The 21728-nt window shown below is 59.2% G+C and carries 18 protein-coding genes and 1 tRNA gene; 13 read left to right on the plus strand and 6 right to left on the minus strand.

What is annotated here, in order from left to right; translation table 11 throughout:
• The first annotated feature begins 21 nt into the window (after positions 1-21).
• Positions 22-606: an NAD(P)H-dependent oxidoreductase gene (locus RMQ97_RS06720; protein WP_413660088.1), complete on the plus strand. Its 585-nt coding sequence runs from the start codon at positions 22-24 to the stop codon at positions 604-606.
• Between the two features lie 336 nt (positions 607-942).
• The gene (locus RMQ97_RS06725) at positions 943-2217 is read left to right on the plus strand and encodes an ATP-binding protein (protein WP_413660089.1); all 1275 of its coding nucleotides are present in this window, start codon (positions 943-945) and stop codon (positions 2215-2217) included.
• A 246-nt stretch (positions 2218-2463) separates the two neighbouring features.
• On the opposite strand, the gene RMQ97_RS06730 is transcribed toward RMQ97_RS06725, so the two are convergent.
• Positions 2464-2551, minus strand: a tRNA-Ser gene (locus tag RMQ97_RS06730).
• 219 nt (positions 2552-2770) lie between these two features.
• Positions 2771-6031, minus strand: a complete 3261-nt coding sequence (locus tag RMQ97_RS06735) for a TonB-dependent receptor domain-containing protein (RefSeq protein WP_413660090.1) — start codon at positions 6029-6031, stop codon at positions 2771-2773.
• 268 nt (positions 6032-6299) lie between these two features.
• On the opposite strand from RMQ97_RS06735, the gene RMQ97_RS06740 reads away from it, so the two are divergent.
• The 10 genes from RMQ97_RS06740 to RMQ97_RS06785 all read left to right on the plus strand — a co-directional run bounded on the left by RMQ97_RS06740 (position 6300) and on the right by RMQ97_RS06785 (position 16526).
• Positions 6300-7502: a septal ring lytic transglycosylase RlpA family protein gene (locus RMQ97_RS06740; RefSeq protein WP_413660091.1), complete on the plus strand. Its 1203-nt coding sequence runs from the start codon at positions 6300-6302 to the stop codon at positions 7500-7502.
• A gap of 134 nt (positions 7503-7636) precedes the next feature.
• Entirely contained in the window at positions 7637-8809 is a 1173-nt protein-coding gene (locus tag RMQ97_RS06745) for a D-alanyl-D-alanine carboxypeptidase family protein (RefSeq protein ID WP_413660092.1), read from the plus strand.
• Positions 8810-8812: 3 nt separating this feature from the next.
• Complete coding sequence (gene tmk / locus RMQ97_RS06750) at positions 8813-9469, plus strand: dTMP kinase (protein ID WP_413660093.1); 657 nt, start codon at positions 8813-8815, stop codon at positions 9467-9469.
• Positions 9466-10518, plus strand: coding sequence for a DNA polymerase III subunit delta' (locus tag RMQ97_RS06755; RefSeq protein ID WP_413660094.1), 1053 nt, complete (start codon positions 9466-9468; stop codon positions 10516-10518). Before tmk ends, RMQ97_RS06755 begins: the two co-directional genes overlap by 4 nt.
• A 23-nt stretch (positions 10519-10541) precedes the next feature.
• Positions 10542-11324, plus strand: coding sequence for a TatD family hydrolase (locus RMQ97_RS06760; RefSeq protein ID WP_413660095.1), 783 nt, complete (start codon positions 10542-10544; stop codon positions 11322-11324).
• On the plus strand, positions 11321-12172 hold the full coding sequence (locus RMQ97_RS06765) for an MBL fold metallo-hydrolase (RefSeq protein WP_413660096.1): 852 nt from the start codon (positions 11321-11323) through the stop codon (positions 12170-12172). The genes RMQ97_RS06760 and RMQ97_RS06765 overlap by 4 nt, the downstream gene beginning before the upstream one ends.
• A gap of 280 nt (positions 12173-12452) precedes the next feature.
• Positions 12453-13421, plus strand: a complete 969-nt coding sequence (locus RMQ97_RS06770; protein WP_413660097.1) for a hypothetical protein — start codon at positions 12453-12455, stop codon at positions 13419-13421.
• Positions 13414-14295, plus strand: coding sequence for a HesA/MoeB/ThiF family protein (locus RMQ97_RS06775; RefSeq protein ID WP_413660098.1), 882 nt, complete (start codon positions 13414-13416; stop codon positions 14293-14295). Before RMQ97_RS06770 ends, RMQ97_RS06775 begins: the two co-directional genes overlap by 8 nt.
• Positions 14292-15497: a hypothetical protein gene (locus RMQ97_RS06780; RefSeq protein ID WP_413660099.1), complete on the plus strand. Its 1206-nt coding sequence runs from the start codon at positions 14292-14294 to the stop codon at positions 15495-15497. Before RMQ97_RS06775 ends, RMQ97_RS06780 begins: the two co-directional genes overlap by 4 nt.
• 30 nt (positions 15498-15527) lie before the next feature.
• On the plus strand, positions 15528-16526 hold the full coding sequence (locus tag RMQ97_RS06785; protein ID WP_413660100.1) for a hypothetical protein: 999 nt from the start codon (positions 15528-15530) through the stop codon (positions 16524-16526).
• Here the strand turns inward: RMQ97_RS06785 and RMQ97_RS06790 are convergent.
• Complete coding sequence (locus RMQ97_RS06790) at positions 16523-18196, minus strand: hypothetical protein (protein WP_413660101.1); 1674 nt, start codon at positions 18194-18196, stop codon at positions 16523-16525. The genes RMQ97_RS06785 and RMQ97_RS06790 overlap by 4 nt on opposite strands.
• Before the next feature lie 155 nt (positions 18197-18351).
• On the opposite strand from RMQ97_RS06790, the gene mazG reads away from it, so the two are divergent.
• Positions 18352-19170, plus strand: a complete 819-nt coding sequence (gene mazG / locus RMQ97_RS06795; RefSeq protein WP_413660102.1) for a nucleoside triphosphate pyrophosphohydrolase — start codon at positions 18352-18354, stop codon at positions 19168-19170.
• Here the strand turns inward: mazG and hflX are convergent.
• The 3 genes from hflX to RMQ97_RS06810 all read right to left on the minus strand — a co-directional run bounded on the left by hflX (position 19158) and on the right by RMQ97_RS06810 (position 21724).
• Complete coding sequence (hflX, locus tag RMQ97_RS06800; protein ID WP_413660103.1) at positions 19158-20501, minus strand: GTPase HflX; 1344 nt, start codon at positions 20499-20501, stop codon at positions 19158-19160. The two genes, mazG and hflX, sit on opposite strands and share 13 nt — an antisense overlap.
• Positions 20498-20770 carry an RNA chaperone Hfq gene (gene hfq / locus RMQ97_RS06805; RefSeq protein ID WP_413660104.1) on the minus strand — a complete coding sequence of 91 codons (273 nt, stop codon included), beginning with the start codon at positions 20768-20770 and terminating at the stop codon, positions 20498-20500. The genes hflX and hfq overlap by 4 nt, the downstream gene beginning before the upstream one ends.
• A 99-nt stretch (positions 20771-20869) precedes the next feature.
• Complete coding sequence (locus tag RMQ97_RS06810) at positions 20870-21724, minus strand: D-amino-acid transaminase (protein ID WP_413660105.1); 855 nt, start codon at positions 21722-21724, stop codon at positions 20870-20872.
• Positions 21725-21728 lie beyond the last annotated feature (4 nt).

Here is a 21728-nt window from a genome sequence, read left to right on the forward strand (position 1 = left end):
CATTCAAGACAGGAGAAGATGATGCGCAAGATCCTCGTGCTAAACGGACATCCCGGAAAGCGTTCCTTGAACCAGGCCCTGGCGAATGCCTATGCAGAGGCCGCGCGGACGGCTGGCCATGAAGTGCGTGAGGTCCACATCCATGATCTCGATTTCGATCCGGATTTTGGTCAGGGCGGTTTCAAGGCGTCCAAACCGCTCGAACCCCAGCTCCGTGAGGTTCTCGACAGTCTGAAATGGGCGGATCATCTCGTCCTGGTCAGCCCGATGTGGTGGGGTGGATTGCCGGCCAAGCTGAAAGGTCTCATAGATCGTACTCTTCTGCCGGGAGAAACCTTTGATCCGCGCCAAATGCAAAATGGCCTGCCCACACCGCTCCTGACCGGGCGGACGGCACGCTTGATCCTGACCTCGGATACACCGGGTGTGTTCTTCAAATTCATGTATGCCAATGCGTTGATCCGACAGGTCCAACGCCAGATTCTGGGGTATGTCGGCATTAAACCGACCCGGGTGACCCATTTCAGCCCGGCCAGCCATGCCGGGACCGACACCGTATCCGCCTGGCTGGAGACGGTGTCCAAACTGGGCGCCGAAGGCCAGTGAGGCCGAGCGCATCGGGGCCCGTATTGGCGTCATTGGCAGTCATTGTGGATGCACAAGGTTTGTCGCCACATTACGATAACCGCGTACGTTTGCGAGCAGACGCCACCGCGGCTCAGGAGCGGTTGATGAGCGGCCTGGCCGAAGGCTGGGCGGGAGAGCCAAGGCGTGAAGGCCGTAGCGGAGAGATCGGTTGAAATGTGGGAACGGCTCAAACGCCGTTCTCATATCCATGCATAAACAACGACTTCCCTTAAAAAGAGAAACGGATTTTATTTTATGGTCTGGAAGTGATTATGATGGCTGTGGAGATCAGACCGTCCCAGCCTGGAGCCTTGAATGCAGGACCGTCTTTCATCGAGCCAGCAGCTGGATGTGCTGTTTTCTTTCGCACACCAGCTCATTCACCAGACCACGCTCGACGATCTGCTTTGGTATACTGCGGAAGAAGTCGTCGCGCGTCTCGGTTTTATCGACTGCGTCATCTACGCCTATGATGCCGAGCGGGAGGTCCTGGTTCAGGCTGCGGCTATCGGCGAAAAAACCGACGGCCACCGGCAGATAATCAATCCTTTGATCATCCCGCTGGAAGAGGGCGTCACCGGCGAATGTGCTCGAACGCGCAAACCCATCGTCCTGCCCGATGCGGCCGCCCACCCCAAATATGTGGCGGACAATATCCAGCCTGGCTCCGAAGCGGCTGTGCCGATCCTGGCGGGAGACGAGCTTTATGGTGTGATTGATTGCGAACACCCCGTAAAAGCCAGTTTTCGCGACGAGCATGTCATGTTGCTCAAATCCGTCTCGGCCCTTGTGGCATCACAATGGAAACAATGCCTGCTCATCGCACGCCTGCAGGAAGCCGAACAGCGCGCGCTGGCTGCCAGCGATGCGAAATCCGTGTTTCTGCAGAATATGAGCCATGAAATGCGCACCCCGCTCAACGGCGTGCTGGGGGGCGCGCAATTGCTCAAGACTGTCAGCCTGGGCGATGATGGCGTGCGTTACCTCGACATCGTGCATTCCTCCGCCAATTTGATGTTGAATCTGGTTGATAATGTGCTCGACATCACCGCGATCGAGGCCGGTGCCACGGCGCTGCGACCGGTGGAAGTGGATCTCACAATCTTCTTTGCCAATATCCAGTCCATGTTCTCGGCGCGGGCCCGCGAGAAAGGTCTGGTCCTCACCATTGATTGTGATCTGGAGGCTGGTGCCTGCTTCTGTACGGATGAGGGGGCGCTGACCAAACTCACGGTTAATCTGATCGGGAATGCCCTGAAATACACCGATGAAGGCGAAATTCGCGTGGTTGTGCGCCTTGAGCCCGATCAGTTGAATGTGCGTGTGCACGATACAGGCTGCGGATTGGCACCCGATGAACAGGACAAGGTGTTTGAGCGGTTTTCCCGGACCGAACGCTCCCGGCGCAACCAGATTGAGGGCACGGGTGTTGGCCTCTCGCTTTGCCGCGACCTGATACGGCAACTCGATGGGGAGATCGGTGTGCACAGCGAGCCTGAAATCGGGTCAGTGTTCTGGTTTATCCTGCCCGAGCTCGAACGTCCCGAACCCCAGCCGGTCGCGGAATTGCCGCCGGAACTCCGTCACTAGGTCGGGGCTGATCCTCCACGTTTACGCTTTGCCGCAGTGAAGGGGACGGGGTGACGCTTCGCCGCATTGGTCAGCCCGTGGTGATCTCAGGCTAGGTCCATACTGAACGTCGCCATCATTCCGGACAGACGGGTAATGAGCCGGACCCTACGGAGGATACCTCAGATTACAAGCTGAAGGTCGATACCGCGTTCTCTTACGCTTGCCTTCCCCAATCACGCTAGGGGGCCTACATCATCGCGCTGATGGCGGAGGGGGAGGGATTCGAACCCCCGGAACCTCGCGGTTCAACGGTTTTCAAGACCGCCGCAATCGACCACTCTGCCACCCCTCCGGTCCCTGTCAGTTAGCGAATTTTTGTCACATCTGGCAATGCCCCCCGTGCAGTGACATGACAGCGGACGGAACATCTCATGACTGGAAAGCCGGGCAGCCGGGCCAGCCGCCTTGTGAGTGCCCTGCATCGTGATGGCGTGAACGGTGTGATCGGCCTATAAAAAAGGACCGGCCAGAGACCGGTCCTTTCTCCAGTTATCATCAATTGGGTCAGATGTTAGAGATCGGCATCGATACCGATGTAGAACATGCGACCGCGCGGACCGACAGGCCAGCCTTCCCCGGTCACAAAGGGTTCTTCATCCGTGACATTATTGATGCCGCCAAAGATGCGGATATTGTCCGCATAATCCCAGCTGCCATAGAGGCGGTGGCTATAGGACTCATCCGCCCAGGCGGCGTCCCCATAGATGGCCTCATAGGTTTCGATCTCGGCGCCGGCCAGTAATTGCTCGCTCATATACTGAACCTGCCAGCCAAGCGAGACACTGTCGCGCGCCCAGGTGAAATCAACTGTTCCGGTATATTCGGGACGCTGGATTTCTTTGAGCTCGGGATCGGTCTCGGTCAGGTCGGACGGGTTGGTAAAGAAGTCGAGATTTTCTTGCTGGGAGGCCACCAGGCGAATACCGAAATCATTGCCGCGCCAGTCAAAGCCGTAAGCGGCTGTGAGGTCATAACCCGAGGCTTCCACCTTGGCGAAGTTGATCGGGCTCTGACGCAGGGAGTTGAAGCCCAGATACTGAGCCGAGCTGGCATCCCGGTTCCGCGAGAACAGACCGCAGAAATTATTCGGGAAGGAGGTGCTGTCGTAACAGTTATCGACAATGTCCTGGGCGGACACATTGGCGATGACATCGTCAATGGTCACATCCCAGTAATCGAGGGTCACGGTCAGCCCGTCCAGGAAGCGCGGCTGCAGGATCACGCCCACAGTGAGCGTATCGGCCGTCTCTTCCTGAAGATCGGGATTACCCCCGCTGACACCGGCAAACCGCGCTGAGAGCGGGTCTGTGAAATCGGCAGGAATGCCGTCTGCCGCACAATTGGCCGCCCGCAGGGCCGGGTCTGCCGCATTGCTGATCTCGTTGACATCACACGGATCAATCGGCCGGAAAAAGGCCGCGCTTTCCGGTGCGAAGAGCTCGTTGATATTGGGCGCGCGGATGGCCTGGGACTGGGTCGCACGGAAGGAGATATCGTGCACCGGTGTCCAGGTGGCGTTGACGCTCCAGGTTTCCGCACCACCGATCGTGGAGTAATCCGCATATCGATAGGCACCGCCCACCGTCAGTTCCTGCGCGAAGGGCAGGTCTGCGAGGACCGGAACCGAGATCTCGGCGAACAGGTCGGTGACGTCATAATCACCTGACGAGTTGGCAAAGGCCGACGCTGCGTTGAAGCCCAGACTGTCATTGCCCGACACTGATCCGATGAGGGTTCCACCTCCGGCCGGAGACCCGTCCGGCAGAATGCCCAGATCATAGGGGTTGCGCGTGTTTTCGCTCTCTTCCTTTCGGTATTCCGCGCCCACGGCAAAACTGACCGGACCGGCAGGCAGGTTGAAATACTCCGAGCTATCGCCTGTCAGCAGGGCCGAGAAGACGGTCTGGCTCAGTTCCAGCTCGTCCCGGGTGGTCGTGGTGATGAAGTCAATCGCCTCCTGGCTGACCGCGCCATTGCCGCCCCAGATGTTGGCCGGTGCACACTGGCCATCGCCCGGCGTGAAGCTGTAAATGCCTGCATCAAAGGCCGGAATACCGAAAATCGTGGTCGGCGGTGTGGCCGATGCATCGATATCGGAGCGACACACGACATCACCCGTTGTCGGATCGGTCACGGCATCAATGGCCGCAAAGAAGCGATCGAGGATGACGTAATTGCGATTGGTCGTCTCGCGGGTGAACTGGCTGTAGGTCGCAGCGAGTTCCCAGGAAAAGCCATTGTCGAAATCACCCTTGGCACCGCCCACAAAACGAATGGTTTCACGCGTGGTTTCATCGATGTTCGGACCCAGATCGGTGGGGTCCCGGGTGATATAGAGACCACCGGCGCGCGCCACAACCGGAGCCAGTTCGGCCGGCAGATAAGGATTGTCTGGTGCGCCCCACAGCAGATCGTAGAATGTGTTCAGCGGGCCGCCATAGGTGGACGTCGCATGGGAGAAACCGACTTCCGTGAAGACGTTGATGTCCGGTGTAAGGTCGTAATTGGCCGCAAAATTCAGATTGATCCGATCGGTCTCGGGAACAAGATAATCCTCGTTGAAATCATCCTGAATGCCATCGCCGCCAAAGCCGTTGAAATTGCCGGCGACCAGACCGTCCTGATAGGGGCGGACCTGACCGTTATCGACGACCCAGCACCCGCCAGCCAGACCGAAGGAACCATTGCCAAAAAAGCCGGAATTCCAGCCCACGAAGGAGTCCAGGCAGTCATCCACGCCATTTCCGTCGGTATCGACACCCCCCAGACCAAAATCGGCCGGCGCAATGACGCCCAGATTGGACGAGATGGAGAACGTGGGGAAGGGCAGGATAGCGCGCGACGGAGCCGTCGCGGCCCGTTCGAACAAGGCGCGTTCAGCGTCCGTCAGCGATGGGGCCGAGCCGAACTCAGAGGTGTAATTGTCGATAAAGTCCTGTTCGGTCGGAATACGCAGTCCGTAGAGATAACGACCCGATGATGCAAAGTCATAATAGCTGAACAGGTTCGGCGTAGATGACGCATCAATATCTCCGCTCTGGAAGCGCAGAGCCGGATTGGCCTGACCGCGGGAACGTCCATTATTGGCCGCCCAGTCGCGATCTCCAAACCGCAGATCACTGTCATTGATGTATTCCGCCGAGATCACAACATTGCCGCGATCATCGTCAAAATTCTGGCCCCACAAACCCTGAACGGTCACATAACCGCTATCGCCTTCGCCCGAGATGCCGGTGGTGACGCTGACATTCGTGCCTTCATAATCGTCTTTCAGAATGAAGTTGACCACGCCGGTCACAGCATCGGAGCCGTAAACGGCTGATGCGCCGCCCGTGAGCACTTCGACACTCTCAACAAGCTGGCCGGGAATGGACCCGATATCCACGGATTGCGTACCTTCAAACCCGCCGACCGAACGACGGCCATTGACCAGGGTGAGGGTCCGGTTCCCGCCCATACCGCGCAGGTTCAGCGAGTTGGCACCGGAGCTGCCAGACGCATTGGAGTCCTGGGTCGAGGATGCAACAAGCGCCGGAATATCATTGATCGCATCCGCCAGATTGATCTCACCGGTATTGCGGATCTGGTCTGACGACATCGTCTGAACCGGAATGGGTGCGGCGAGGTTCGGGTCTCGCGCAATTCGCGACCCGGTGATGGTGATGGTTTCTTGCGGCTCGGCTGTCTCGTCTTGGGCAAAGGCCGTTGAGTGCAGACCAATTCCAGCCACAAGTGCGGCCAGGCTTGCGGACGTTTTCCACGTCTTGTGCATGATGTAATCCCTTCTACAGCAAAACTGTTCGCTGCAGTTCGGATTCCGGGCTCGACACACTTCAAGAAAAGCCAGCACACCACGCTACGCAGTCGATCAAATGCTCCAAAGATGAGCAAAGTTTAATGTGTTTGCTGCACGAGTTATCAAAATGTCATTCGAATATGGTTGCGTAACAATATTCTACGTCATGTTGGACGTCGTTACCCGACCTTTACCTTGATCCACTAAAGTGAACCGCAAAACGGGTCTGGATGGATTAAAGCCCATGAAGTTACAAGCGTTTATGGTCGGTGCGTTCTGCGCATTGAGTGTGGTTGGCTGTGCGTCCAGTTCTGAACGCCCGACCAGCAGCACCGGCGCGTCGTCCAATGGCCACTCCGGCGGAGGTCTGGTGGGCGAGGTCGTTTTGCACACGTCTTCGGATCACCAAAAAGTCGGTCGCCCCTATCAGGTCTCCGGTCGCACCTATGTGCCTCAACGCAATGACCGCTACGACGAAACCGGTATCGCCTCCTGGTACGGACCCAATTTTCATGGTCGGCCGACGGCCAATGGCGAATTGTTTGACCAGAATCTGATGACCGCGGCACATCCGACCCTTCCCATCCCCTCGGTCGTCGAAGTGACCAATCTGGAGAACGGCCGGACCATTCGTGTGCGCCTCAATGATCGGGGTCCGTTTGTCGATGACAGAATGATTGATCTGTCACGCGCGGCGGCTGACGCGCTGGGCTATCGTGCGGCAGGCTTGGCCCGGGTGAGAGTACGCTATATCGGTCCGGCCCAGCCCGCGGGCCATCAGAGCCTGCCCCCTGCGCGTGTCGCCCCTGTTGCCCCGACGCCGGTTGCTCCAACACCTGCAGTTCAGACCTATACCGCACCATCGCAGGAGCCGGTATCCGGTGAGGAATGGGCCGCATGGAACCAGCCCGCGATCGAGACGCCCCTGCCAGCTCCGACACCTCCATCACCGACACCGCCATCTGCTGCCTTGGGTGCCTCCGCTTCTGTTGCCAGCGCCGGAACCGGTGCAGCCCAGCTGGGGACAGGACTGGCTGATGAGGCCCTATTGTCTGCCCAGCCTCTGGATTCGACCGCATCCTATCCGCCCGCCCGGGTCGATATGGCCGACAGCGTGCTGAGCGATGGTGCGAGCCTCCCCGCGCGCCCTGTGGGCAGGTCGGACCCGATTGCGCCGTACGATCAAACGACGAATGCGGTACAGGCCGGAGCGAGCGTTCTGACGCTTCAAGCCGGTGCGTTTTCTGACCCAGTCAATGCGCAATCCCTAGTTTTGCGCCTGTCGCCATTCGGGGAAACCTGGATGGAAACCGGCGAGTCGAATGGCCGAACCATTCATCGCGTGTTTGTGGGGCGGTTGAGCGATATGCGGGCCGCAGAAACTCTTCGACAACGCTTGGCCGGGCAGGGGTTCGGCGACGCCCGCATCGTGCCGGCCAATGGCTGACGTTCTTCGGACGCTGTAAACGGCAGGGCAAAACCGACACAGAGAACAGAGGCAATGCTGGACGCCATGCCATTGCCACGCTTTTAATGCACCTCCGACCGGTCCTGTTGATTCCGATCCCGAGGAGCCTCGCTGTGCGCGTTTTCCCATCTGCCCGACTGTCCGCTTTTCTGGCCTCTACTGTTGTGGTCGGCCTGTGTATGAGCCCCGCTCTGGCTCAAAACACGTTCGAAACCCGGGCCGAACACGCCGTGATCATGGATTACGAAACTGGCGAGATCCTTTTTGATCTCAATGGGGATGTGGCTTTGCCGCCTGCGTCGATGAGCAAGCTGATGACCGTGCTCATGCTGCTGGAGGCCATTGATGATGGACGCCTGTCGCTCGACGACACCCTGCCAGTTAGCGAAAATGCCTGGCGTCGCGGCGGTGCTGCGTCAGGCTCATCCACCATGTTTCTCGAGGTCAATAGCCGGGCGCGCGTGGAGGATCTTCTGCGTGGCATCATCATCCAGTCCGGCAATGATGCGTGTATTGTTGTCGCCGAGGCCCTGTCGGGCTCGGAGGAGGCCTTTGCGCGTGACATGACGGATCGCGCCCACGAGCTGGGTCTGACCAGCGCGTCTTTCGCCAATTCCACCGGCTGGCCACATCCTGATCACCGGATTTCTGCTGAAGACCTGGCCGAACTGGCCCGTATCATCATTCGTGACCATCCGGACCATTATGGTATTTGGGCCGAGCGGAGTTTCACGCATAACGGCATCACCCAGCGCAATCGCAATCCGCTTCTTGGTGTGATGCCCGACGCCGACGGCCTGAAAACCGGCCATACAGAAGAAAGCGGATATGGCCTGGTGGGCACAGCGGTGCGGGATGGCGAACGTCGGATCATCGTGTTCAACGGCATGGAGTCCAATTCAGCTCGCGCCGATGAAGCGGAACGCATGATGCGCGCCGCGCTCAATGATTTTGATATCTATGACCTCTTTGAGGCTGGCGCTGATGTCGGCGAAACAGCCGCCGTATTCATGGGCGTCAGTGACACGGTCAGCCTTCGCGTGTCCGATGATGTGGCTGTGGGCATGCATCGCCGCGCGCGTCGGGGTCTCACGGTGGCAGTGGAGTATGAGGGGCCGCTCCAGGCTCCGGTCATGGAGGGCGATGTGGTGGGAGCGCTTGTCGTCGAAATCCCGGGCGAAGCCACACGACGCTATCCTGTCGAAGCGGCTGATACCGTCGAGAAAAAAGGCCTTATGGGGCGTATCGGAACGGCATTGGCCCATCTCATCCGCGGCGATCTTTGACACATGGCGCAGACGACTCCCATCACTCGTGGCCGTTTCATCTCGATTGAAGGTGGAGAGGGCGCAGGAAAATCAACTCTCATCAAAGGTTTGGCTGGCGCTCTTGAAACCAGGGGTGTGGATGTGGTTCTTACACGCGAGCCCGGCGGCACGCCGGGTGCCGAGGCCCTGCGCGATTTGCTGGTAACGGGCGAGACTGATCGCTGGTCTGCCAAAACCGAGGCCTTGTTGATGTATGCCGCGCGTCTCGATCATGTGGAGCGCCTGATCGAACCGGCCTTGTCTCGCGGCAGCTGGGTGATTTCAGACCGGTTTGCCGACAGCACGCTCGCCTATCAAGGCGCGGCGGGCGGTCTGGACGCTGACGTGATCAAACGTCTCCACGCGCTGGTTCTGGATGATTTCGCGCCCGACCTGACGCTGGTTGTCGATCTGGATCCCGATGTGGGCATTGCTCGTACCCAGGCGCGCGGTGAGGACGTCACCCGGTTTGAAAAACAGGCTGGAAGTTTTCATGCCCGTTTACGCCAGGCTTTTCTCGACATTGCCGATGCCGAGCCGCACCGCTGTATCGTGATCGATGGCGCACAGCCCGCGGAAACCGTTCTCGCCCAGGCCATTCAGGCCGTGTCGGATCACCTAGAGGCCGCGACCTCGTGAGCACGGACGCCGATATCACCTCGGACCAGCAACCCGGCTGTCTTCACCCGCGTGAACGATATGATCTTATGGGTCAGGAGGCCGCTGAACAGGCCTTTTGTGATGCTTGGTCCAGTGGTCGTCTGCACCATGCCTGGCTGATCACCGGACCGCGCGGTGTCGGAAAGGCCACATGGGCCTGGCGGGCAGCCCGTCGCGTTCTCGGAGCCCGGCCGGATGACCGTCATGGTGTATTGGGCTCTAGCCCGGATGATCCGGTGTGTCAGACCATTGAGGCCGAGGCCAATCCCGATTTGCTGCTCCTGCGCCGTCCCTATGATGACAAGCGCAAGAGATGGCGTGCCGAAATCACAATTGAGGAGGCGCGTCGCGCTCCGGAGTTTTTCTCCAAAAGCGCCGGGCAGGGTGGATGGCGCGTCTGTCTGGTGGACGCAGCTGATGACATGAACGTCAATTCCGCCAATGCGTTACTTAAAACTCTTGAAGAACCGCCTCTACGTGGAATCCTGTTTTTGCTGGCCCATTCGCCCGGTCGATTGCCCGCGACGATCCGCTCGCGATGCCGCAAGCTCGACCTTCGTCCACCCGAAGCCGGTGTCACGCGCGACTGGCTGTCTGCACAATCCGATCTGGATGATCCGTCCGTGATCGAGGCTGCGACAACACTGGCCCGCAACGCTCCCGGGCGGGCTATGGCCCTGATCCAGTCGGGTGGGGTGAGCATGGCCCGCGAGGTGGACAGCATGATCCGCTCGGGCACCAATCTGACAGACAGCGACATCCGGCGCATGGCAGATCAACTCTCGGCCAAAGGCAGCGAGGCTCGGCGCCCGGTGTTTTACGAAAACCTCCAGACCCGCTTCAAGGATGAGGCGCGCAGCCTGGCCGCTGATGGTGAGGACCCGACACCATGGCTCAAGGCTTGGGATGAGGTTTCCGCACTGGTACGCGATGCCGATGCGCTCTATCTGGATGCCAAACAGACCGCACTCAGCGCAATCGGACTGATCCGCCAGGCTTCTGCCCAGGTTCGTGCCGCGCGACGCTAATTCAGACAGATCCGGAAGAGGCCATGTTCATCGATAGTCACGTCAACCTGCATGGTGAGGATTTCGCCGAGGATCTTGACGCCGTCATTGCTCGCGCCCGCGAAGCCAATATCGGCCGTATGATTGCGATTTGCTGCAAGCTGACAGATTTCGAAGCCGTCTCGGCCATCGCGGAACAGCATGAGGATATCTATTGTTCAGTCGGCGCCCATCCGCATCATGCCAAGGATCGACCCGATATCACGGCTGATGAATTGATGGAGATGGCGCGCCATCCTAAAGTCGTGGGCATTGGTGAAACCGGACTGGATTTCCACTACGGCTACAGCCCTGAAGCTGAACAGTATCAGAGTCTGAAAACCCATATCGACGTCGCGCGCCGCATGGATTTGCCATTGATCCTGCACTGCCGCGAAGCCGACACGGCCATGGCCGATCTCCTGGAAGAGGAAATGGGGAAGGGCGCGTTCCGGCCGCTCCTGCACTGTTACACAGGCGGGTCTGAGCTGGCGCGCCGCGCCGCCCGGCTGGGGGCCTGGTTTGCGGCATCGGGCATTATCACTTTCAAGAAGGCCGAGGATGTCCGGCAGGTCTTTCGTGAGGATGTACCCGACGACAAGGTCATCATCGAGACGGATTGTCCCTATCTGGCGCCTGTGCCGTTGCGGGGGCGCCGCTGTGAACCCTCTTTTCTGCCCCATGTGGCCCAGGGCTTGGCCGACACCAAAGGGTGGACACTGGACGAGACCGAGGCGCGGACGACCGCCAATTTCTTTGACCTGTTTGACCGGGTGTCTCGACCATGAACGGGGTGCACCGCATCACGCTTTTGGGGTCCGGATCGTCCGGCGGCGTACCGCGTGCCAATGGGGATTGGGGGGCGTGTGATCCATCCAACCCCAAAAACCGCCGTCGCCGTTGCTCGGTCCTTGTTGAACGGGCCGAAACGCTCGAGGCGATGAAAGAGGGTGTTGCCGTGACACGCCTGGTCGTGGACACGTCTCCGGATTTTCGCGAACAGATGATCTCGGCGCGGGTTCCCCGTCTGGACGCGGTACTGATCTCCCATGACCATGCCGATCAGACGCATGGGCTAGACGATCTTCGCGCCTTCGCGCTCCTTCAAAAACAGCGTATTCCCGTCTGGACCGATGGTCCGACCGCCGAAACCCTGGTGCAGAGATTTGGCTATGCGTTCACCGCCCGGCCCAATTCGCCCTATCCCGCAATCCTCGACCATCGGCGATTGCCCAACCATGGTGAGCCGGTTCATGTCGAGGGGCCGGGCGGCTTGATCGAGGCTATTCCGTTTGATCAGGATCATGGATGGATCCGTTCTGTGGGCTATCGTTTTGCCGACCTGGCCTATTCCTCCGACATCAATGCCTTGCCGGACGAAAGCCGGAATATCCTCAAGGATCTTCGCTGCTGGATCGTTGACGCCTTGCGAGATGAATCCCATCCCACGCATTTCTCTGTGAGCGATGCTCTCGCTGCCATCGAACGGGTGGGGGTGCGAGAGGCCGTTCTCACAAACATGCACATTACGCTCGATTATGACGCGTTGTCCCGACGCCTGCCGGCGCATGTACGCCCGGGTTTTGATGGTCTGAGCATAACTCAGATCCACGACACACTCGAATACTCGCTGTAGATCCCGTTTCCGCCTTTTACGCGCCTGAATAACTCAACCCATTCTGTTGATTGAATAATTGTTGCTTCTCATAATATTTATTATGCGCATTGTGCTAATGTCAATTCCGGCCCATTTGAGTAACAGATGAAGTCGCCCTGTTGGGACCGAACACCAAACTTCGGCCTTCAAGGTCACGTTCCAACTGAGGCGGAAATCCAGATTCATCCCTCGCTTGAAGCTGGACAACTCGCGCGCATCAGATGAGATTGCAGATCACGGATCACATCGTCAGATCGCCATGACCCAGCCCACTCCATCGCCCGCTCACCTGTCTGTTCATCTCCCACTAGGCGGCGGGCTCAAGGCGTGGATTGTGGAGCGCCCGGGTCTGCATCTGGATGACACGGCGCGCTCGCGCCTGCTCGGCGATCTTCGCGCGATCGCGGGCAAGACACTGGATGGTGATGATCTGGATTATGGGGTGTTCGATGACACCAGTGGTGCCCTGGACCGCACCCTGATCACCCTGCTCTATAATCGTAAGACTGGCGATCCGGTCGCGTTTAACAGTCTTCCCATCCTGGATATGAGCATTCGCGGTGAAACACGATCCGTCCTTCATCTGGGATTGGTGATGGTGGATCCCGATGCGCGTCAAGGCGGCCTCTCTGCCGTACTCTATGGACTGGCGTGCGCCATTTTGCTGATCAGAAACCAGTTCAGGCCCATATGGATTTCGTCCGTGACCCAGGTCCCGGCGGTCGTCGGACTGGTCTCGGAAATGTATTCTGACGTCTATCCCTCACCCCTTCCCCGGTCACGCCGCAGTTTCGAACACCTCTTGATGGCGCGCCGGATCATGACCGAGCATCGCGCAGCGTTCGGTGTCGGAACAGAGGCGGATTTCGATGAGCAAAGCTTCGTGATCGCCAATGCCTATACCGGTGGCTCGGATCATCTGAAAAAACGCTTCGAAGACGCGCCCAAACACCGCAAGGACGTGTTCAACACGATGTGTGGCACCCAGCTGGATTATGATCGCGGGGATGATTTCCTGCAGATCGGCCGACTGGATGTGGAGGCGCTGCGTCACTATTGCACGCGCATCGCACCTCAGGGCCTGGGGCTCGCGCCCATACTGGGCCTGTTTTTCTTTGGCTTTCAAAGCCTTTTCCTGCCGGTCCTGCACTGGTTCAACGACAAACGGGCCTGGGGTGGGTTGAGACCGGCTCGAGCGCATAAAGAAAGGCCGGTGGATCATGGTTGACTTCGACTATGGCGAGATGACAACCCGCAATCTCGGCTTTGTCAGCGCGCAAGAGCAAGACCGGATCTCAAAGGCCACCGTGTTTGTCTGCGGAACCGGTGGCATGGGCGGAGCCTGTCTGCAAAGCCTGGCGCGCGCGGGGATCGGCCATGTCATCCTGGCGGACGCGGACGAGTTTGAAATCTCCAATCTCAATCGTCAGGTCTTCGCGACCCTCGACACAGTCGGTGTCGACAAGACCGAGGCGACGCGCCAGGGATTGCTCAAGATCAATCCCGATATCCATATTACCCTCTATGATACGCGCTGGCCCGACCACCTCGATGCCATCCTGACGGCTTCCGATATCGTGGTGAATGGCATGGACGATATCGCGGCCACGGTCCGGCTCTATCGCGCCTGCCGGGCGGCCGGGCTGACCCTGATCGACGCCTATGCGGCCGCCTTCCCGAGTGTCTATGTCACCCGTCCAAACGACCCGATGCCCGAGGAGTGGCTCGCCTATCCGACACGCAACAAAGCCCCCGAAGCCTGGAGCGACGCGGATCTGGCCGCGTGTTTCCTCGGCGAACTGTCACATGTGATGTCCGTTTCGTCCTCGCGCCATCATATCGATCTGGAACTTGCCGCAGAGTTGGCAGCCGGCAAGCGCTCGCGCATGTCCTTTGCGCCCATGGTGATTTTGACCGGCAATCTGATGGCCTATGAAGTGCTCCACCGGGTGATTGGCCGGTCGGGCGGTGCGGATTATCGGGGGTATTTCTTCAACCCGTTCAAAGGCCGGACCGAGCGCCCCCTGCCAGAGCCCCTGGCGGGCTGGATGCGCGCCCTCGCCCGTTCCGCAATCCGCAAGCTGATGGATGAGGGGGCATGATCCCCTCGATCGCCATCAATCTGGTGTGTTGTGCCGGCGTAGTCGCGCTCTGGCTCGACCTGTTACAGCGCAGGCCCCTGAATCGGCTGGAGATACGGGCCAGCTGGCTTGCGCTGTTTCTGGTCCTGCTGCTGGTCGGTCGTTCACTCAACTGGATGCTACCGGGACCGTTGACCGAACGCCTGCCCCTTATACCCGGTTTCACCATACCCCTTCTGGTGCTGATCACCGTCGAAGGCATTTTGCGCCAGCACGCGCCCGCCCCGGTTAAATTCATCGCCGCCGCCTCCCTGGTCACCGGAATTCTCGCCACTTTTACCGGAAGTGCGCGCTTTGAACCCGTCTTCACGTATGTTTTCGCCGGTTTTCATGCGGCCATCTACGCCTACTGCCTTGTCTGGCTCGCCTTTCGCAAACGTCGTCGTATCTCACCGGGTGAAAACCGGATTGCCGATAGTTTCGGCATCACGCTCTTATTGATCCTGCCCCTGCTGGCGACGGATTTCCCTGAAATTATCGATCTGCCCGCACGCCTGGGGGCCATCGGCATTCTCTCAGCCGCCTATGTCCTGGTGTTTATCGGTTCAGGTCGGGTCAGCGCCCTCGCCTTCGTCACAACATTTGTGATCATGGGGCTTGCGGTGCTCACCTTGCTCCTGATCACCATTGCCGTGCTGGGATTGCAGGATTTCGACGAACTTCTGCCCTATGCGGGCATTTTGGTGTCAATCTTTCTGACTCTCGCCATTCTCGTTCGTCTGGTGGAGGGCCAGGGTCAGCAAAGACGTCAGGATGCTGCTGATCTCCTGGCGCATGCCCGAACAGATACGGTGTCGCACTTCCTCAAGGACGCCCTGTCCGTCGAACTGGTTCGCGGCGCACGCACGCTTTCAGCCCAACACCTTGCAGATTACGATCTGAACGCCTTTCGGGAGGTGTTCGAACGACGCCCGGTTCTGACCCAGGCGCATCTGGACGGGCAAGACGGACATCGACCGGGCAAGGCCGTGCGCGAACAGCTCAGCGATCTGTTTGTCCGCACACGTTCGACCCACGCCATTTTTATAGACACAGTCCCGCCTCGCCTTGTGGTCGCGTCCGCGCCCCCCTTTCGCGATGGTGACGCAATAACAGGCTATCTCAGACTGGTGGCCCGCATGGCCCGAATGATCCATGCGGCACACCCGGCTCCGTCATTCTGACCGGGCTGTCACACAGGACCGCGCAACCGCATGACACGTCCCGCAACAGCCTTGATCTCAACGCTTGTCGAGAGCGCCGGACTGGCCCCGACGGTGCACAATATCCAGCCCGCGCTTTGGGCCTGGGATGGTGATACACTCGCCTTGAGCGCGGATCCCGATCGCACTCTTCCAGTGGGTGACCCGGAAGGCCGGGATGTTGCGATGAGCCTGGGCGCTGGCCTGGAAGGCCTCTCCCTGGCGGCCAGTGCCGCCGGGCTGAGCATCGATACCGATCTGGCATCCGGGCCTGCCAAAGGCGAGATTGCCCGCATTCGGTTTTTGGCCTCCAGTTCACGGGAAGATCATCGTGTGCCTCTGGTCCAGCGACGCCTGACCTGGCGAGGTGGTTTTGCACCGGCCTGTGCCTCACAGACCCGGACGCTGACGGATATGGTCGCCGAACGCCCGGATCTGCGTCTGCTGACCGATGAACGGGCCATTGAGGACGTTGCAGAGCTGAATGATTCAATGTCCATGGACGTGTTTCGTCAGGCCGATTACCGCGCCGAACTTGTCCATTGGATGCGCTTTACACGCAATCATCCCAATTGGTTGACCGATGGGCTGAATGCGCGGTCGATGGATTTGTCAGGCCTTGAGGCGCGACTGGCGGCCATTGTCATGAAGCCCGGCGTGTTTCATCTCGTCGACAGGCTGGGCCTGGCCGGATTGGCCTTGTCGGAGCGTGACAAGACCCGGTCGTCAACGGCAATCGGCTTGTTCCATCGCCCCGCGGACGAAGACCCTGTTACATCCGGCCGGGCTTTCTATCGGGCTTGGCTGAATATCACCGCAGCCGGATGTGATGCCTGCCCCATGGCGGTTCTGGCGGACGACGTCGACACCCGCCAGCACTTGTCGCGGGTTTACGGCATTTCTGATGATCGCCGATTGATCAATGTCTTCCGGATCGGCGTGCCCAAACCCGGTCGTGCCAGCTGGCGCTATCGTCGTCCAGTTTCTGAAGTATTTAGCGCAAGCCACTAAATTAATTTCATAAATTCTATCAAGCGCAAACGTTCTTCCGCTGTTAGATTTGAAAACTCGGCTTCATGTCCTTGATGCCCCATACCCGGCGCACGGGTGTCGATCATAACCGGGCGTGACCAGGGCTCACCCTGATCGCGCGGTTGCCGCCACACGCCAGGCGCGGTTTCCACGAGATCCAGACCGACACGATCAAAATCGAGATCATGCCCACCGGCCTCGAACTGCACCGGTCGCGTCTCGGGATCCAGCAAATGGGCCAGAGTTGGGACCGAACCATTGTGAAGATACGGCGCACTCGCCCAGATCCCGTTAAGAGGCGGGGCCGCATAGCCCTGGGAGACCTGTGCTTCGACCCAATCGGCCATGGAGGTTGCCATCAAGGCATCGATTACGGTCTGATCCACCAGGTCGAGGCGCACACGATCGCTTCCCACATCGTGGAGGGTGTTGGGATAACGCACCAGCTCATACCCTTCACCTGTAGCCACATAATCCCCATGGCAGTGCGCACAGGCCTCTTGATAGAGCGCGAAGCCATCTTCAGCCCGCGCACGATCAACCGGACCGGGGAAGGCCGGTGTGTCCAGCTGGGCCAGTAAATGCAAGGCCGACTGGGCTTGCGGGATGATCGCGCCCGCCTCCTCCATGCTCAGCCCCATGGACGGCACAGTGAAATAGGCCGCTATCGCCCCCAGGGCGTCAAGATGGTCCGGTGTGATGTCTTCAGCCTGCAGGACACGATCCGGATCATCATCCCCGCGCACGGTGTAAATGCCGGAATTGAGGAAACGGGTTCTGAATTCGCGACCGTCCAGGTTGGGAATGGAATTGAACGGGCTCAGAGCCACCACATGACCATCGGGTAGCATGCCCAGCCGGGCCATCATCGGGTCCAGACCGTTTGTCGCGCCCGGAAACCCTCCACTGTACGGCAAGGCGCGACCCGTTGTGGCTTCAAGTTCGGCCATGCGCGAACGAGCCATGGGCAGAACAAAATACCGGAGCGTGAACTCCTCCTGAAAGGTCATCTGCGGAAACAGCCGCCGCATCACCTCGAACAGCTCTGGATGATCCGCCTGGGTCTGAAATGCCGAGTACACGGCGTCCAGATAACCCTCCAGATTGATGGAGGCATTGGGCACGCCCAGCCAGGCCGAATTTGGGTCCGGCCGTCCGGACGCGTCATAGGCCGGACTGGCATGACAGAAGGCGCAATTGAGATTGGCCCCCTCCACACGGACAGGCGGCATGCCTGGACCGACCGGTGCGGTTGTCAGTCCCAAAGGTGCCGACAAAACAGGGGGATCAAGATGATCGGGCCAGTTGGCAATCTGTCGGGGCGACATCAGACCCCAGGTTTGAAAGGCCGCTCTGAGGCTGTCCGCATCGGCCGCCGCGGCATCACCCTCGACGTGATGCAGCGTCAGGAGTGTCGCGACCAGGCGAAAAGGAATGGCTGAGCGCTCCAGACTATCCATGCTGATGGCGCCATAATCACCCGCCACAAAGTAGTACAGGCCTCTCTCGGCGGTGCTCAGTCGGGCCAGCGTATCATCCGGTGGCAATGCGGAAGAGCGCCCGCTCTCAGGCAGAGGGCGAAGGGCAATCACCAGGGCAAGAACAAGAAGGGTGACAGGTGCAATCCAGATCGACCAGTGAAGCCGCATGTCATACTCCTCAGACAGACACCGCACCCAATCACACGGCGGTTAATGGGGCAATGACATGTGTTCACCCATCCCGGCCGGGCGCTTCTGGCGACCTTGCTCCAGTGCCCAAAGCACATTAGCTGACACGTGTTCAGCCCATTCTGGAGTGCGTCATGTCCCAAACCCCACCGATCGAGGAATTGCTGTCTATCATGGCGCGCCTCCGTGACCCGGACACAGGTTGCCCGTGGGATGTGGAGCAGGATTTCAAATCCATCGCGCCCTATACGATCGAAGAAGCCTATGAGGTGGCCGATGCGATCGAGCGCGAGGACCATGCCGAGCTCAAGGACGAGCTGGGCGATCTATTGTTGCAAGTGGTCTTTCATGCCCAGATGGCCAAGGAAGCCGGGCTGTTCGATTTCGATGATGTCGCCCGGTCGATCAATGACAAGATGATCCGTCGTCACCCTCACGTGTTCGGCGATGCCGCGACCCGCGACAGCGATACCCAGACCGAGGAATGGGAAGCCCAGAAGGCCCGCGAGCGCTCGGCGCGCAACAAGGGCGAGAGTGCGCTCGATGATGTCCCGGTCGGACTGCCCGCTCTCAAACGCGCCCAGAAACTGCAAAAACGCGCTGCACGTGTCGGTTTTGACTGGCCCGATGCAGACCGTGTCCTGGAGAAGGTTGATGAGGAACTTGCAGAACTGCGTGAGGCGATCACCGAGAAATCAGCTGCCCACATTGAAGAGGAGCTTGGTGATTTCCTCTTTGTAATCACCAATCTTGGGCGCAAACTTGATGTAGACGTTGATGCGTCTGCACGCGGCGCCAATGCCAAATTCGAGCGGCGTTTCCGGTATATCGAGACCCAGCTAAAAACCCAGGGACGCACAACGGACGATGCCAGTCTGGACGAGATGGAGGCCTTGTGGAGCGATGCCAAGGCGTTGGAGAAAGCCGGCCTGGAAAGCGTTCAGTCCTCGTAAGGCGCCTTGACGGGCAAGGGATCGATATAGTCCGGGAACTCAGCCCGGAACCGCCCCATATCCGCTGGTGTCAAACGGAAACGTCCCACAAAATGACCGGTATCCGGATCGATTGTGTCGTCGATCACCTCGCCATTGGCATGGAGCCAGGCATGGGCACGAGCGGCCTGGGGTGGCAGGTCGACAGCCAGCATCTCAACCGCCCCATCGAGACCTTCGGCAAGCGCATCGAGCAGGGTCTCTAACCCCTGCCCTGTGACAGCCGATACCGAGAAATGATCGGGCTTGTGGACCGTCAGGGACCGGATATGCGCGAGCGTATCGAAATCCGCATCATCTTCCATGTCCAGCGCGTCGATCTTGTTCCAGACATCGATCTGGGTCTGGTCATGAGCCCGGCCCGCCTCGATCGCGTCCAGCACGCTTTCGACATCCTTGATACGGCCTTCATGGTCAGGGTCTGACGCATCGATCACGTGAACGAGAAGGTCAGCCTCACGCACCTCTTCGAGCGTCGCCCGGAAGGCGGCAATCAGCTCCGTTGGCAGGTCCGTGATAAAACCTACCGTGTCAGACAACAGGACCGGTTGACCATTGGGCAGGCGCAGGGCCCGAACGGTCGGATCAAGCGTGGCGAACGGCATGTCCTTGGCCAGGACATCGGCACCGGTCAACCGATTGAACAGCGTAGATTTACCGGCATTGGTGTACCCGACCAGTGCGATTGTGGGATAGGGCACGGCATCCCGCTTGGAGCGGTGGAGCGCCCGGGTGCGTCGCACATCATCCAGCTGACGGCGAAGTTTGGACATTTTTTCCGCCAGGAGACGACGGTCTGTTTCGATCTGGGTTTCCCCCGGACCGGCCAGGAAGCCACGGCCCCCGCGCTGGCGCTCCAGGTGGGTCCAAGTGCGCACAAGGCGTGAACGTTCATAGGCCAGGCGCGCCAGTTCGACCTGCAGCACACCCTCCTTGGTGCGCGCACGTTGACCGAAAATCTCGAGGATCAACCCGGTCCGGTCGATGACCTTCACATTCCAGGCGCGTTCCAGATTGCGTTGCTGGACAGGCGTCAGGGCCGTATCCAGCACCGCCACCGTCGCCTCGGATTCCGTGATTTGCTGTTTGATATCCTCGACCTTGCCCGCACCGAAAAACCGGCCAGGCTCGATCTTGCGCATCGGCAGGATGAAGCTGTCGGCCAGAACAAGGTCGAGCGCTTCAGCCAGGCCACAGGCTTCGGTCAGACGTGCCTCAGCGCGCCCGGCCTGTTCGCGGGTTGCAGGATGAATAACGATCGCCCGGCTGGCCGGGACTTCACGTTCAATCAATCGGAAGCGCCTTCAGCGACCTCGTCCTCTTCGATCTTTTCAGCATCAAATAGCTGGACCGGCTGAGCCGGCATGATCGTGGAGATCGCATGCTTGTAGACCAGTTGAGACTGGCCGTCGCGGCGAAGCAATACACAGAAATTGTCGAACCAGGTGACAATTCCCTGCAGCTTCACACCATTGACGAGAAAGATGGTCAGGGGTGTCTTTGATTTACGCACCGCGTTGAGAAAGACGTCCTGAAGGTTTTGTTTTTTATCGTTGGGCATATTTGCTCCGCATGTGCCGCTTTTTCCAAGCGATTCGTGTAAAGGGTATACGCCAGATCATGTGTCCTGCAAGCGGTTAACCGGAAGGAATCCGCGTAATCACCGCAATTCACGTGATAAATATGCATCTCGTAGCGCCAAAGCGACGGAGCCGGGCATTCCATTGCCGATGACTGTGCCATCGATCTGTGTGACCGGCGTCACGTAGCGGGTTGCGGATGTGACAAAGGCCTCACGTGCCCGTTTAGCCTCGTCGAGTGTGAAGGCCCGCTCATGCACCACGATCCCCCGTTCACGGGCAATCTCGATCAGGCTCGCGCGGGTAATCCCGCCCAATATGTCGGACGTCGCGGGGTGCGTTACCAGCTCACCCTCCGCCGTCACTATCCAGGCATTCGACGAGGTCGCCTCCGTGACATGTCCATCGGGCTGTGTGAGCCAGACCTCACCCGCTCCCGCTTCGCGCCCGGCCTGTTTGGCCAGAACATTGGGTAACAAATTGACCGTCTTGATATCGCACCGGTCCCAGCGTTGATCCGGATGCGAGATCACGGAAATGCCCGTCTCGGCGACAGCATCCCCCTTGCGAGGGTCCACGCGCTTGCACGTCAAAACCAGGCTGGGCGGCGTATCAGGATGCGGGAATAAATGATCCCGACGTGCCACTCCCCGACTGATCTGGAGATAGACCAGGCCGTCGCGGACCCGATTGCGCCGGAGCAGCTCACCGATGATCAGGCGGAGACTGGCTTCCTTTAACGGATGACGGATGGCGAGTGCATCGAGTGATCGCCACAGACGCGCAAAATGCCCTCGCGCATCACGCAGCTGCCCTTCAGAGACACTCCAGACTTCATAAACGGCGTCGGCAAACTGATAACCACGATCCTCCACATGCACGCTGGCGTGTTGATGCGGCACGAAACGTCCATTGACATAGGCAAAACGGGTCATGGGA

It is taken from the genome of Maricaulis sp. D1M11 (genome assembly GCF_047308265.1).
Lineage (GTDB): Bacteria > Pseudomonadota > Alphaproteobacteria > Caulobacterales > Maricaulaceae > Maricaulis.